Consider the following 14,450-nt stretch of genomic DNA (forward strand, 5'->3'; position numbering starts at 1 on the left):
CTTCAGCAAGCTTGCAATCTGTCCTGCAATATGTTCGTCACATGGCTTTAAATCGGGGAGACGACCGGCGTTGCGGTAGGTCCGGCGTGAGGCGGGCGGCACGCTGCGGTGCCATTATCAGGCAGATGGGATGTGTCGCAGACTCCACACCAGAACTTTCTGTGCCTACAGCCGCATCTTCGCGTACAGCCGGGCCAGCCAGGGGCGGGAGTACAGGAACAGGCGCAGCAGCAGCCACGAGCCGGGCTTGTCCTTGGCCTTGAAGCGGTGGACGTGGGCGGCGCTGCCGGGCAGGTTTTCACCCATGGTGGTGGCGAAAAACACGGAAAATCCCTGGGCCCGCGCGATGTCGCGGGCCTCGTCGCAGTATGCGCCCCACGGCCAGCACAGCGAGCGCACGGGGTGTCCCAGTTCGCGGGCCAGGGTGGCGGCGCAGTCGGACAGTTCGCGGGTCATGCGGGCGGTGCGGTCGGCATCGGACTCGTGCGCGCCAAGGCCGCCCGGCGTGGCGGTGAAGGTTTCAGCCAACGCTTCAAGTTCTCGCACCTTGCCGGAATCCTGAAAGAAGGCGTAGGCCCCGGCCTTGTCCTGCGGGACAAGGCCGCGGATGGCGTCCACCAGTTGCGGGTCGGGCACGAAGGCGCGGCGCAGCAGGGCGGGCCGCTGCGGAAAGGCGGGCAGCCCCCACGGCACGGGAAAGTCCACCCGGTCGAAGGTGCGCGTGCGGTGGCCGGGGGCGTGAAATCCCTTGTATTCCGGCTTGGCGAACACGGCGTGGTGCCAGTGGGAATGGGCGGCGATGGCCATGGTGCCATCGGCCTCCATCAGCCGCGCCTCGTCCCAGTTGCAGAACAGGTCCTTGCGCTCGTCAAAGCCCAGTGCGTGGCGCACGTAGGGCTGGTCCACGCGGGGCAGCCCGTCCTCGCGGACGCGGCCCGCGCGCACGTCGTCCAGGGTGGGGCGCGGCGTGCCCTGCTCCAGCCTGCCCGTCACGGCGAAAATGACGCCCTTGTGCCCGTACTGCTTCAGGATGGGCCAGGCGTACACGTAGTTGTCCAGAAACCCGTCGTCGAAGGTGATCAGCGCACTGCGCGGCGGCAGCGGGGCCTGGCCCAGAAGATACGCCTCGGCCTCGGCAAGCCCGATGCCGGTCCACCCGGCGCGGCGCATGGCGCGGCAGTGGGCCTCGAAGGTATCTGGGTGGACGGCGATGGGATTTTTCTTGCGACTGACGTAGTGGTACATCAGCACGGGCAGGCTTTTCAGGCCAGACAGGCCAGACAGGCCAGATGAGGCGGACGCTGCGGCGGGGCGGGGTGCGGACATGCGGTGACGGTGGCTTGGCCGGTTGAGGATGAACGATGTCGGGCGCGCCATTGCCGGGTGGCCCGTCGCGCGGCTTGTCCGGCGTGTGTAGCGCAGCGGGCGGCGTCCGTCGAGAGGTGGGCGAGAAGTGTGGGGCGGCGTGAGGGGCGATACGTCGGCTGGCGGGGGGCGCGGGTTCGCGATGCCTTGGCGGCAGCGGGGCACCGCCTGATATTTCTGCTCCGGCCAAGCGATGCGGGCCGGTGCGACGCCGGTCGTGTCGGTCTTTTGACATTGCGCCGCTTGACACCACGGCGCACCGGATTATCCTACAATGGCAGCAGGTTTGCGGCACGTATCGTCGATAAAGGAGAGCTAGGCGAGATGGCAGTCGAATACAAGGACTACTACAAATTGCTGGGCGTGGAGCGTTCCACCCCGCGCGACGACATCTCGAAGGCGTACAAGAAGCTTGCCCGCAAGTATCACCCGGACCTCAATCCCGGTGACAAGAATGCGGAAGAACGCTTCAAGGAAATCAACGAAGCCTACGAGGTGCTCAAGGACGACGAGAAGCGTCGGCTTTACGATCAACTTGGCCCCAACTGGCAGCATGGACAACAGTTTCAGGGTGCGCCGGGCTTCGAGAACATGCGCTTCGACTTTGGCGGTGGGCGCGGCTTTGAAGGGGCCGGGTTCAGCGATTTCTTCGAGACGCTGTTCGGCGGCGGCGCGCGGGCGCGCGGGCAGGGCGGCTTCGGGCCGGACCCGTTCGGCAATTTTTCCGCCCGGCAGCGGCGCGGCCGCGACGTGGAGGCGGAGTTTTCGCTGACGCTGGAGGAAGCCTTCCGGGGCGGCCGCAAGGCTGTGTCCCTGCGCGAGGCCAGTGGCGGCGCCAAGACGCTGGAGGTGAACATACCCGCCGGCGTGCGCGAGGGGGCCCGCATTCGGCTGGCCGGCCAGGGCGACCCCGGCATGGGCGGCGGCCCTGCGGGCGACCTGTACCTGAAGGTGCGCATGGCCCCGCATCCGCAATTCACCCTGGACGGCGACAACGTGATCTACGACCTGCAACTGGCCCCGTGGGAGGCGGCGCTGGGGACCACGGTGCGCGTGCCCACGCTGGACGGCGATGTGGACATGACCATTGCCCCCGGCGCGTGCAGCGGGCGCAAGCTGCGGCTGCGCGGCAAGGGTCTGGGCAGCGGCGTGGCGCGCGGCGACCAGTACGTGCGCATAGGCATCCGCACGCCGGGCGAACCCACGGAGCGCGAACGGGAACTGTGGCAGGAACTGGCCCGGACCTCCGCGTTCCGGGCGCGGGACTGACGCGGAAGCCGGAAACAGCATGACTGGCGCGGAACAGGGCAGGCACGGGAACAACACGGCCCGATTTTCATCCGGAGGTGACGCCTGATGTGCCCCGACGAACGACACGACCACGGATACGACCTTGCGCAGGGCGGTGAACTGCCCATCCGTTCAGAATTCATCGCCTGGGCGGAATTCCTTCAAATATCCGGCGTGCACCCCAGCCGCCTGGGTGAGCTGATCGAACTGGGCTGGCTGGAACCGCGCCGCACGGCGGGCGAAGGCTACCTGTTCCGCCGGTTGGACGTGTACCGCACCCGCAAGCTGGAACGCATCTGCGACGACTTTGAACTGTCCAGCCTTGGCGGGACCATCGTGGTGGACCTGCTGGACCGCATCGACCGTCTGGAACGCAGGGTGCGGGAGCTGGAAGCGCAACGGTAGCGAGCCGCCCCGCGCCGGGTTGGCCGCTCCATCACGGAATTTCTGCCTTCGGGCGCGCCGCCCCCGGCTTTTACCGGGGGGCAGGCCGCCGCCCAGGGCACACCGTATTCTTGGCCCGGCCCTGCCGGGCAAGGGGGAATGAGAGATATGGACATCAACAAGTTCACCGAAAAGTCGCAGCAGGCCATTGCCGAGGCCCAGTCCACGGCCGTGCGCTTCGGGCACCAGCAGGTGGACGTGGAGCACGCAGCGCTGGCCCTTGTGCGTCAGGAGCAGGGGCTGGTGCCGCGCCTGCTGGAGCGGGCTGGCTACAAGCCCGACGCCTTTGCCGCAGCCCTCGAGGCCACGTTGCAGAAGCGCCCGGCCGTTAGCGGCCCCGGCGCGGCGCAGGGCCAGATCTACGTCACCCAGCGGCTGAACCAGGCCCTGGTGCGCGCGCAGGATTTCGCCAGGCGGCTCAAGGACGAATACGTCAGCGTGGAGCATCTTATCTGTGCCTTTCTGGAAGAGCCGCCCGCAACCGATATGGGCAAGGTGGCCCGCGAGTTCGGCCTGACCCAGGACAAGCTGCTGGCCGTGCTTGAAGACGTGCGCGGTGCGCAGCGCGTTACCTCGCAGAATCCGGAGGACACCTACGAGGCGCTCCAGAAGTACGGGCGCGACCTGGTGGAAGAAGCCCGCAAGGGCAAGCTGGACCCGGTCATCGGGCGCGATGCGGAAATCCGCCGGGTGGTGCGCATCCTGTCGCGGCGCACCAAGAACAACCCCGTGCTCATCGGCGAGGCGGGCGTGGGCAAGACGGCCATCGTCGAGGGCCTCGCCCACCGCATCCTGAAGGGCGACGTGCCGGAAGGGCTGAAAAACCGCAGCCTGTTCGCGCTGGACATGGGCGCGCTCATCGCCGGGGCCAAGTACCGCGGCGAGTTCGAGGAACGGCTGAAGGCCGTGCTGAAGGAAGTGGAAAAGGCCGAAGGCCGCATCCTCATGTTCATCGACGAACTGCACACCATCGTGGGCGCGGGCAAGAGCGACGGGGCCATGGACGCCGGCAACCTGCTGAAACCCATGCTGGCGCGCGGCGAGCTGCACTGCATCGGCGCGACCACGCTGGACGAGTACCGCAAGTACATCGAGAAGGACCCGGCCCTGGAACGCCGTTTCCAGCCGGTGGTGGTGGACGAGCCCACGGTGGAGGACACCATCTCCATCCTGCGCGGCCTGCGCGAGCGGTTCGAGGTGCACCACGGCGTGCGCATCAGCGATTCGGCCATCGTCGAGGCGGTGACCCTGTCGCACCGCTACATCACCGACCGCCAGCTGCCGGACAAGGCCATCGACCTCATCGACGAGGCGGCGGCGCTGATCCGTACCGAAATCGACTCGCTGCCCGCCGAACTGGACGAGGTGAACCGCAAGGTCATGCAGCTCGAAATCGAGCGCGAGGCCCTGCGCCGCGAGACGGACGCCGCCTCGCGCGAGCGGCTGGAACGGCTGGAGAACGAACTGGCCGACCTGCGCGCCAGCCAGGCCACCCTGCTGGCCCAGTGGGAGCGCGAAAAGGGCTCCATCGACGCCGTGCGCCACGTTAAGGAAGAGATCGAGCGCACCCGCCTCGCCATCGACGAGGCGGAACGCAACTACGACCTCAACCGCGCGGCGGAACTGAAGTATTCCAAACTGCTGGAACTGGAGCGCAAGCTGGCCGACGCCGAACGCGGCGACGACGAGAACCGCCTGCTGAAGGAAGAGGTGCGTCCCGACGACGTGGCCGAAATTGTGGCCCGCTGGACCGGCATCCCCGTCACCCGGCTGCTGGAGTCGGAACGCGAGAAGCTGCTGCGCCTGGGCGACGTGCTGCACGAGCGGGTGATCGGACAGGACGAGGCCGTGCAGGCCGTGGCCGAAGCGGTGCTGCGCGCCCGGGCCGGGCTTTCCGACCCCGGGCGGCCCATCGGGTCGTTCATCTTCCTTGGCCCCACGGGCGTCGGCAAGACCGAACTGTGCAAGACGCTGGCGGAATCGCTGTTCGACAGCGAGGACAACATCGTGCGCATCGACATGAGCGAATACATGGAGAAGCACGCGGTGGCCCGGCTCATCGGCGCGCCCCCCGGCTACGTGGGCTACGACGAGGGCGGTCAGCTGACCGAGGCCGTGCGCCGCAAGCCGTACAGCGTGGTGCTGTTCGACGAGATAGAAAAGGCCCACGCCGATGTGTTCAACGTGCTGCTGCAAATCCTGGACGACGGGCGGCTCACCGACAGCCACGGCCGCACCGTGGACTTCAAGAACACCATCATCATCATGACCTCCAACATCGGGTCGGCGCACCTGTTGGAGGGCATCACCGAGGGCGGCGAATTCCGCCCCGGCGTGCGCGACAGGGTGATGGACGAGATGCGCCGCCACTTCCGGCCGGAGTTCCTGAACCGGGTGGACGAGATCGTCATGTTCCGCCCGCTGCTGCCCGAGCAGATCGGGCGCATCGTGGAACTGTTGCTGGGCAGGCTGCGGGCGCGTCTGGCCGACCGCAAGATCACCGTGGATCTTTCCGATGCGGCGCGCGACTTCATCGCCGAATCGGCCTACGACCCGGTGTACGGGGCGCGGCCCCTGCGGCGCTACCTGCAAACCAACGTGGAAACCCCGCTGGCCCGCCGCCTGATCTCGGGCGACCTCAAGGACGGGCAGCACGTGGTCATTGGCGTGCGGCTGGACAAGCTGACGTTTGAGTAACCTGTCGCAATTTTGAACGTATATTGAGAGAGATGCGTCGGGGAGGGGACCCTTTGGAAAGGGTCTCCCTCCCCGAACCCCGCGTTGCTGTCGCCATCCGTAAGCACTCGCGCGGGGCGCTCGTGCAACGGCTGCCGCTCCTCCCAAACTTTTTAATAAGGACGACCTTGGTCCGCGTGACCAAAAGGTACTCGGTACTATTTCGTGGGAAATTCAAGGACGCCTTTGAAGAGTACCTTGAAAACCGCCGCAACCGCGCGCCCCTTACTCTTGCCATAGCAGATGGCGCACCCTCCGCCCATTGGTACGCCATGCCGATTGCCCTGCGGTGGCGCTTCTGGTAATGGCACCGGCACGGGCGGTTCGCCCATCCAACTATCACACTCCCGGAGCAAAGCATGCGTTGGTTGCTGCTGGCCGCGCTAACGGCCCTTTTCGCGTTCGCAGGTCACGGAACCGCCATGGCGGCTTCGGCACAGAGGGGACACACGGTGATCAAGCTGGAAACGAGCATGGGCGACATCGTCATCGAACTGGATGACGAAAAGGCCCCCAAGTCCGCCGCCAACTTTCGTGAATACGTTGCGGCCGGTCACTACGACGGCACCATTTTCCACCGCGTCATCGACGGGTTCATGATCCAGGGCGGCGGCTACGACGAGAAGATGCGTGAAAAGCCCACCCGCGAACCCATCGAGAACGAGGCCAACAACGGCCTGCGCAACGAGAAGTACACCGTGGCCATGGCCCGCACCATGGCTCCGCATTCCGCCACCGCCCAGTTCTTCATCAACGTGAAGGACAACGCCTTCCTCGACCACCGCGCCCCCACCATGCAGGGCTGGGGCTATGCCGTGTTCGGCAAGGTGACCGAAGGCACCGACGTGGTCGACAAGATCAAGGCGGTGCGCACCGCCACCGTGGGTTCGTTCGAGAACGTGCCCACCACGGCCGTGGTCATCAAGAAGGCCACCGTGCTGACCCCGGCGGCGAAGTAGTTCGCTCCGCGACGGACAAGAGCGCATCGGCAGCGCCCCGCGCCCGGCAAGGGTGACGGGGCGCTATCGTTTTGCGTTGCGCACCGCGTATGGTCCCGGCGAGCCCCAGCCGCCCACAGTCGCCCCCCCGGCGTGTCCGCTCCGCGACGGCTGGTCCGCAACGGGCCGCGACCGTCACGGCGGGCGGGAGTGTCACCCATCGGACCGCAATGGACCATCCCGGCGGACCATAGGCGGGCGGCGGCAAGGGTGGTATGGTCCACCATGCGCGCGCCGCTCAGGACGGCACGGTTCGCCCAGGGCATCCATTGCGCGGCGCATCACGTTCACCCCGGAACCCCTTGCCCAAGGACGCCACATCCATGGAATACCGCATCGAGCGCGACAGCCTTGGCGAACGCAAGGTGCCCGCGCATGTCTACTACGGCGTGCAGACCCTGCGGGCGCTGGAGAACTTCGACGTCACCGGCCAGACCATCGGCCGCCATCCGCGCTTCGTGCAGGCGCTGGCCGCCGTGAAGAAGGCCGCAGCGCTGGCCAACATGGAACTGGGCCTGCTGGACGGCGGCGTGGGGCAAGCCATCGTGCAGGCCTGCCGCGAGGTGCGCGCGGGCCGCTTCGACGACCAGTTCGTGGTGGACGTGATCCAGGGCGGGGCGGGCACCTCGGTGAACATGAACGCCAACGAGGTCATCGCCAACCGCGCGCTGGAGCTCCTGGGCCATGCGCGCGGCGAGTACGGCGTGGTCAGCCCGCTGAACCACGTCAACCTCTCGCAGTCCACCAACGACGTGTATCCCACCGCGCTGCGCATTGCGCTGGTGTGGTACGCGCGCGACCTTGGCGGCGCGCTGCGCGAACTGCGCGACGCCTTCCATGCCAAGGGCGAGGCGTTCGCCGATGTCATCAAGATGGCCCGCACCCAGTTGCAGGACGCCGTGCCCATCACCCTGGGCGCGGAATTCGCGGCCTACGGGGTGACCGTGGGCGAGGACACCGAGCGCCTGACCGAGGTGACCCGCCTGCTGTGCGAGGTGAACATAGGGGCCACGGCCGTGGGCACCGGCATCAACACCGTGCCCGGCTACGCGCCGCTGGTCTGCGACCGGCTGGCGGACATCACCGGGCTGCCGCTGTCCCTTTCGCCCAACCTGGTGGAGGCCACCAGCGACGCGGGGGCCTACGTCACCCTGTCCGGCCTGCTCAAGCGCGTGGCGGTAAAGCTCTCCAAGATATGCAACGACCTGCGGCTGCTGTCGTCCGGGCCGTTCACCGGCCTTGGCGAGATATCCCTGCCCGCCGTGCAGCCGGGCTCCAGCATCATGCCCGGCAAGGTCAACCCGGTGATTCCGGAACTGGTCAACCAGGTCTGCCAGCAGGTCATCGGCAACGATCTTACGGTGACCCTGGCGGCGGAGGCGGGGCAGCTGGAACTGAACGTGTTCGGCCCCATCATGGCCTGCAACCTGTTCCAGTCGCTGGAAATCCTGACGCGCGCTGCGCGCATCTTGCGGGTGCGCTGCGTGGAGGGCATTGCCGCCAACCGCGAACGCTGCCTGGAATTGCTGCACGGCTCGCTGGGCATGGTCACGGCGCTGGCCCCGGTCATCGGCTACGAGGCGGCGGCCGCCGTGGTCAAGGACGCCCGCGCCACCGGGCGCACCCCGCGCGACCTGCTGGTGGAGCGCGGCCTGATGCGGCCGGAGGAATACGACGACCTGATGGACCCGGCCAAGATGCTGGGTCCGCGCGACGTGCGCGGCCACCGGCACGGCACGAACGGGCAGGGCGGGGGGGACGCATGTCCCACGGCCTGACGTTCACCCGCCTGGCGGACCTGAGTCATCCCATAGGCGCCGGCATGCCGCGCTGGCCGGGCGACCCTCCGGTGACCTTTCTGGAAATGGCCTGCCGTGAAGAAGACGGCTACGACCTGCGCGCCTTCGCCATGGGCGAGCACAGCGGCACCCACGTCAACGCGCCCGGCTCGTTCCTGGCGGACGGGGCGGACGTGCGCGCGGCGGCCCCGTGGCCGCTGCTGCTGCCCCTGGCCGTGCTGGACCTGCGTACGCGGGCGGCGGCGGACCCCGGCACGCGCTGCGCGCCGGACGACGTGCTGGCGTGGGAGGCGGCCAACGGTCGCGTTCCGCGCGGGTGCCTGTTCGTGTGCAATACCGGCTGGCACCGGCTGTGGAACGAGCCGGAACGGTTCATGGGAATCCAGTGGGGGGCGCTGCGCGCCGGGCCCGGAACCGCGCCGCCCATGCGGTTCCCCTCGTTCACGCCGGATGCGGTGCACCTGCTGGTGCACGCGCGCGGGGCGCGGGGCATCGGCATTGACACCCACGGCGTGGATGCCCCCGACGACGGGGAATTTTTGTGCAATCGCATGGCCCTGGCCGCCGGAGCGGTGGTGGTGGAATGTCTGGCCGCGCTGGATGGACTGCCCGCCGCCGGGGCGCACGTCTTGCTGGCCCCGCTGCCGCTGCGCGGCGGCACGGGCGCGCCGGTGATGGTGACGGCGTTCATTCCGTAGGCCGATCGGGGTTTGCCAGCCGTCAGCAACATGTCGAAGGGGGAGGAACCTCACGGTTCCTCCCCCTGTATTCTTGCAGTGTCTGCGAAACGGCGGGATGATGCGTCCCCCTGCGTTCTTTAGGGGCTGTCTCCTAATTAGGATTTTCGTTCGTTGGCAAGGAAAACTAGCCTGCCATGAGGGAGTGCGGTAGCCGTTAGGCGAGCGCGTAGCGCGAGTCTTACGGATAGCGACCGCAACGCGTACTCTTATCGTATTCGACCGACATGGCAGGCGAAGTTTGACCGCGTTGCGCACGATGCCCGTAGGGCTCGCAAGCTCGCCCAACGGGCACGCTTCGCGCCCTTCGGGTCGGTCAGCCAACGGGCGAAAAGACAATTTGGAGACAGCCCCTAGCTGCGCATGTCGCCAATGACACGCTTCAGATCCGAGGCCAGCCGCGAAACGTCCTCCACCGCCTGCGACGAGTGGCGCATGGCCTCGGCCGTTTCGGCGGCGATGCGGGTGATCTCGTCGGTGGAGCGATTGATCTCCTCGCTGGCCGCGGACTGCTGTTCCGAGGCGGTGGCGATGGAGCGCACCTGGTCGGCGGTGCTTTCCACAAGGCCCACGATCTCGCGCAGCACGTCGCCCGAGCGGCGGGCCATGCCCGTGCCTTCCTCGATGGCGGCGGTGGCCTTTTCGGTGTTGTCGATGTTCTTGCGCGCGCTTTCCTGAATGCCCCGGATGGCGCTGCCCACCTCGTTGGTGGCGGTCATGGTCTTTTCGGCCAGCTTGCGCACCTCATCGGCCACCACGGCGAAACCGCGCCCCGCGTCCCCGGCCCGCGCCGCCTCGATGGCGGCGTTGAGCGCCAGCAGGTTGGTCTGGTCGGCGATGTCGGCGATGACGTTCATGATCTGGCCGATGCCCTGGGCCTGGGTGCCCAGTTCGGCCATGTCGGCCTTGAGGTGCGAGGCAAGCTCATGGGCATGCTGGATGGTGCGCACCGAGCCGTCCACCACCCCGGCCCCTTCCTGGGCGCGGGTCTTGGCCTTTTCGGCCATCTCGGCGGCACCCCCGGCGTTGCGGGCCACCTCGAGCACGGAGGCGTTCATCTGTTCCATGGCGGTGGCCGCCTCGGCCGTGCGCTCACGCTGGATGTCCGACCCGCGCGCGGACTGCTCTATCTGCGCCGAAAGCTCTTCCGAGGCGGCGGCCAGTTGCGAGGCCACGTCGTCGGCCTCTGCCGAGGCCCGCGCGATGCGTTCGTTCTGCTGGGTGATGATGGCGGCCTGGCGCTTCATCTCTGTGGTGTCGATGTACAGGCAGAACCCGCCGATGATCTTGCCGTCCAGGTCCTGCAGGTAGGTGACGTTGGCCAGCACGTCCACCTTGCCGCCCTTGTGGCCGGTGATGACCACCTCGAGGTTGGTGATGCTGGTCTTCTCGTTCATGGCCCGTCCCACGGCGGTCTTGCGGCCGGGGTCGTTGTAGAACACCTCGGCCAGGGTGCGGCCGTATTGCGTTTTGGGGTCGGAGTCGATTTCCAGCATGTCCATGCAGGCCTTGTTGGTGAACACCGTGCGTTCCTCGCGGTCCACGATCAGCACGGGCACCACCATGGCCTCCAGTACGCTCTGCGAGAAGCCCAGCTTCTCCTTCAGGTCCGCCACCATGGACTGGATGGAGCGGGCCAGGTCGTCCAGTTCGCAGCGGTACGCGCCTTCCATGATGGCGCGCAGGTCGCCCCCGGCCACGCGTCCCGAGAAGTCGCGGATGCGGTTCATGGGGCCAAGGATGACGCGTCGGGTCAGCAGCACGATGGAGCCGGTAAGGGCGATGATGGCCACAAGTCCCACAACCGCCAGCAGCATGCGCTGCTGGCGCGCCACCCCGGCCAGGTCGTCCTCGTAGGCGGAGGAACAGATCTTCCACCCGGTGAGCGGCATGGTGCGGCTGACGAGAATCTTGGACTTGCCGTCCCAGGGGTATTCGATCTGGGTCGTCTGCTGGGCCATGACGGTGCGGACGAAATCGTACTTCGTCGCGTCGGAGAACAGCAGATCCTTGTTGGGGTGCGAGATGAACCTGCCCTTGGCGTCGAGCACGAAGGGGTAGCCCTGCTGGCCGAACTTCACGCTTTCGACGAAGCGGGCGCTGAAGCTCGTCCAGTTGAGGGTGATGGCGATGCCGCCGCCCGACTGTCCCATGACGTTGAGCACGGGAGCCGCGATGGTGAACAGCACGTCGCCCTTGGGTCCCTTGAAGGGCGTTGCGCCGACGAATTCCCTGCCCGCGCCGGTGGCGGCAAGCGCATCGGACATTTCCAGCGGCTTGCCGGACATATCCTGGCCGTCCGCCGTGTAGCCCGCGAGCACCTTGCCCGTGGCGTCGTAAGCGTGGATGGCGGCATAGTGCGAGTTGCCCTTCAGGGTCTGCTGCAACTGGTCCTTCATGACCAGGCTGGCGCTGCCGTATAGTATGCCGCTGGCCAGCGCCTTCTGCTGCGCAAGCCCGCGCACGGCGGTGAGGTTGCCGGTCACGAAGTCTTCCGCCGCCTTCTCTATCTGCTGTCCCACCTGGGCCATGTTGGCCGTCTCGGTGCGCAGCATGCCGTCGTAGGCGGTCTTGGACGCGATGAACACGAACGCGCACATGAAGAAGATGACCAGTCCGCCGGTAAGGACGGTGATCTGCGTGGAGATGCTCTTGAAGCGCATGCGATACTCCCGGAAGCGGTGCGTCTTGTGCGAGGCTTATCGGCACGTTCCGGCCATTGTTTAGGCAGGCCGGAGGCGCCGGGTCAATCGGCCCGCGTGGTGTCGGCGTGACGTGCGCGCGGCATCGGCGCTGCCGGTCCGCGCCCCGGCTTCATGCACCGGGGCGGAACGCGACGCATGAAGGGCGCTGCGGCGCGGAGGGCGCCAGCCGTCATGAGGGCTCATGCAACAGGCTAGCCGGAACCGTGTCCGCTGCCAAGCGGTTTTGCGCCGGTTTCACGTCGGGCGCGGGAGCGTGGGGGGACGTTGCGTGGACCCTGCGGTGGGAGTGAAGGCGTTTTGGCGAAATGGCGCGGCATGTTGCAGTGCGTTGCATGGGGCAGGCGGCGTCGCCGGGCGCAATTGCCGTCCGGCGTGGGGCTTGCGGAAGACGCGTTGCGGCAAGGACGAACGGGGGACGCCTTGCGGCGTCCCCCGTGATGTTGCGTGGACAGGCAAGGCCCGGCGCGAGGCCGGACCCTGCGGCTAGACGATGCCCGCCGCCGAAAGGATGTCGCGCAGGCGTGACTGGTTGGCCGGTTGCAGCGGCACCATGGGCAGACGCAGCTCCAGTTCCATCTTGCCCATCATGGACAGGGCGGTCTTGACCGGGATGGGGTTGGTTTCCAGGAACATGGCGCGGTTGATGGACGCAAGCTCGTAGTGCACGCGGCGCGCGGTGGCCAGGTCGCCCTCGAAGAAGGCGCGGCACAGTTCGGCCATCTTGGCGGGCACCACGTTGGAACTCACGGAAATGACCCCGCAGCCGCCCACCGCCAGCAGCGGCAGAACGGTGAAGTCGTCGCCCGAAAGCACCTGGAAGTCCGCGCCGCAGTACTCGATGATTTCGGAAACCTGGATCAGGTTGCCCGTGGCTTCCTTGATGCCGATGACCTCGGGAATGTCGCGCTTCATGCGGGCCAGCGTTTCCGGGCACAGGTTGGTGCCCGTGCGGCTCGGCACGTTGTACACGATGAAGGGCATGGGCACTTCGGCGGCGATGGCCTTGAAGTGCTGGTACAGCCCTTCCTGGGTGGGCTTGTTGTAGTACGGGGTTATCAGCAGCGCGCCGTCGGCGCCGGCCTGCTTGGCGTAGCGGGTAAGCTCCACCGCCTCGCGGGTGTTGTTGGAACCGGCCCCCGCCAGCACGGGCACGCGGCCCTTCACCTGCTCGACGCAGATGCGGATGACGTCCTTGTGCTCCTGGTGGGTGAGCGTTGCCGATTCGCCCGTGGTGCCGCAGGGGACAAGGCCGTTGATGCCCTGTTCGATCTGCCATTCGATGAACGCACGGTAGCGTTCCTCATCCACGGCGCCGTTGCGGAACGGCGTGACGAGAGCGGTGAAAGCGCCTTGAAACTGCATGTTGCCTCCTTTGGACCGGGTACCTGCTGCCCCGGCCTTGCGGCACGCCGCGCCCGGGATGGCCGCCTTCCCTGCCGCCCGCGCGGCCTGAACGCGCGGCAATGCAAGGGGGGCCCGCCGGGCGGGGTGCGTTACGCCAGGGCCAGCCCCAGCCCCTCCAGGAACATTTCGCCCGAGAAGACGCGCACGGCCTTGCCGGAAAGGAAGACCGAGCCGCCCTCTATGGATATGCCAAGGATTTCGCCGCCGGAACTCCTGACATTCACCGTGGATTCGGTAAGCCCCAGCGCATGGGCGATGAACGCTCCCGCCGCCGCGCCGGTGCCGCAGGCGTAGGTTTCGTCCTCCACCCCGCGCTCGAAGGTGCGCAGATGGATGTTCCTGCGGTCGATGACCTGCGCGAAGTTGGCGTTGGTCCCGGCCGGGGCGAAGTGCGCGTGGCGGCGCAGGGCAGCGCCAAGGGTGCGCACGTCCACGGCCGAGGCGTCGCGCTGGAACACCACGGCGTGCGGCACGCCGGTGTTCACGAAGTGCACCATCTCGCGGCCCTGGCCAAGGTCAAGTTCGATGCCCAGGGCCAGGTCGCGCGGCGGGGTCAGTTCCACCTTGGCCATGCCCGCCGCCACGTCGGCCTCTGCGCGGATGAGCCCGGCGTCGGTGCCGAATACGTGTTTCGGTCCGGCAAAGCCCAGCTCCACGGCAAGGAGCGCCGCGCAGCGCGATGCGTTGCCGCACATCTCGGCGCGCGAGCCGTCGGCGTTGTAGAAGTGCCAGATGTAGTCGCCTTCGCGGTCCTTCGGCGTCTCGTCCAGAAAGACGAGGCCGTCGGCCCCCACGCCGAAGGCGCGGCGGCACACCGCGCGGGCCCAGTCGGGCATGGCCGCCAGGGGCAGGCGCAGCGCCCGGTTGTCGATGAATACGAAGTCGTTCCCGCACCCGTGCAGCTTGTGTATGGGTACGGTGCGTGCCTTGCCGCTCATGCTGCGTGCTCCTTGTGTTGGCCGGGGCCGGGCG

At 67.4% G+C, this 14,450-nt stretch carries 10 protein-coding genes; 6 read left to right on the forward strand and 4 right to left on the reverse strand.

The window, feature by feature from the left end; translation table 11 throughout:
• Positions 1–165: 165 nt before the first annotated feature.
• Positions 166–1,326: a polysaccharide deacetylase family protein gene (locus RVX_RS07170; RefSeq protein WP_172596541.1), complete on the reverse strand. Its 1,161-nt coding sequence runs from the start codon at positions 1,324–1,326 to the stop codon at positions 166–168.
• 363 nt (positions 1,327–1,689) lie between these two features.
• Here RVX_RS07170 and RVX_RS07175 point away from each other — a divergent pair, with 363 nt between their 5' ends.
• The 6 genes from RVX_RS07175 (at position 1,690) to RVX_RS07200 (ending at position 9,330) form a co-directional block, all read left to right on the forward strand.
• Positions 1,690–2,634, forward strand: coding sequence for a DnaJ C-terminal domain-containing protein (locus RVX_RS07175; RefSeq protein ID WP_116305321.1), 945 nt, complete (start codon positions 1,690–1,692; stop codon positions 2,632–2,634).
• Positions 2,635–2,721: 87 nt separating this feature from the next.
• On the forward strand, positions 2,722–3,060 hold the full coding sequence (locus RVX_RS07180; RefSeq protein WP_116305322.1) for a chaperone modulator CbpM: 339 nt from the start codon (positions 2,722–2,724) through the stop codon (positions 3,058–3,060).
• 147 nt (positions 3,061–3,207) lie between these two features.
• Positions 3,208–5,796, forward strand: coding sequence for an ATP-dependent chaperone ClpB (gene clpB / locus RVX_RS07185; RefSeq protein WP_116305323.1), 2,589 nt, complete (start codon positions 3,208–3,210; stop codon positions 5,794–5,796).
• A 461-nt stretch (positions 5,797–6,257) separates the two neighbouring features.
• Positions 6,258–6,794, forward strand: coding sequence for a peptidylprolyl isomerase (locus RVX_RS07190; RefSeq protein ID WP_230404459.1), 537 nt, complete (start codon positions 6,258–6,260; stop codon positions 6,792–6,794).
• 362 nt (positions 6,795–7,156) lie between these two features.
• Positions 7,157–8,611 (forward strand): aspartate ammonia-lyase, encoded by a 1,455-nt coding sequence (locus RVX_RS07195; protein WP_116305325.1) that lies wholly within the window; start codon positions 7,157–7,159, stop codon positions 8,609–8,611.
• Positions 8,596–9,330 (forward strand): cyclase family protein, encoded by a 735-nt coding sequence (locus RVX_RS07200; RefSeq protein WP_116305326.1) that lies wholly within the window; start codon positions 8,596–8,598, stop codon positions 9,328–9,330. Before RVX_RS07195 ends, RVX_RS07200 begins: the two co-directional genes overlap by 16 nt.
• Before the next feature lie 392 nt (positions 9,331–9,722).
• Here RVX_RS07200 and RVX_RS07205 read toward each other — a convergent pair whose 3' ends face one another.
• From RVX_RS07205 to dapF, 3 genes are all read right to left on the reverse strand, one after another.
• Positions 9,723–12,032: a methyl-accepting chemotaxis protein gene (locus RVX_RS07205; protein WP_116305327.1), complete on the reverse strand. Its 2,310-nt coding sequence runs from the start codon at positions 12,030–12,032 to the stop codon at positions 9,723–9,725.
• Between the two features lie 525 nt (positions 12,033–12,557).
• Entirely contained in the window at positions 12,558–13,436 is an 879-nt protein-coding gene (gene dapA, locus RVX_RS07210; protein ID WP_116305328.1) for a 4-hydroxy-tetrahydrodipicolinate synthase, read from the reverse strand.
• 131 nt (positions 13,437–13,567) lie between these two features.
• Positions 13,568–14,416 carry a diaminopimelate epimerase gene (dapF, locus tag RVX_RS07215; protein ID WP_116305329.1) on the reverse strand — a complete coding sequence of 283 codons (849 nt, stop codon included), beginning with the start codon at positions 14,414–14,416 and terminating at the stop codon, positions 13,568–13,570.
• Positions 14,417–14,450: the final 34 nt, after the last annotated feature.

This window comes from Nitratidesulfovibrio sp. HK-II, assembly GCF_003402415.2.
Classification (GTDB): domain Bacteria; phylum Desulfobacterota; class Desulfovibrionia; order Desulfovibrionales; family Desulfovibrionaceae; genus Cupidesulfovibrio.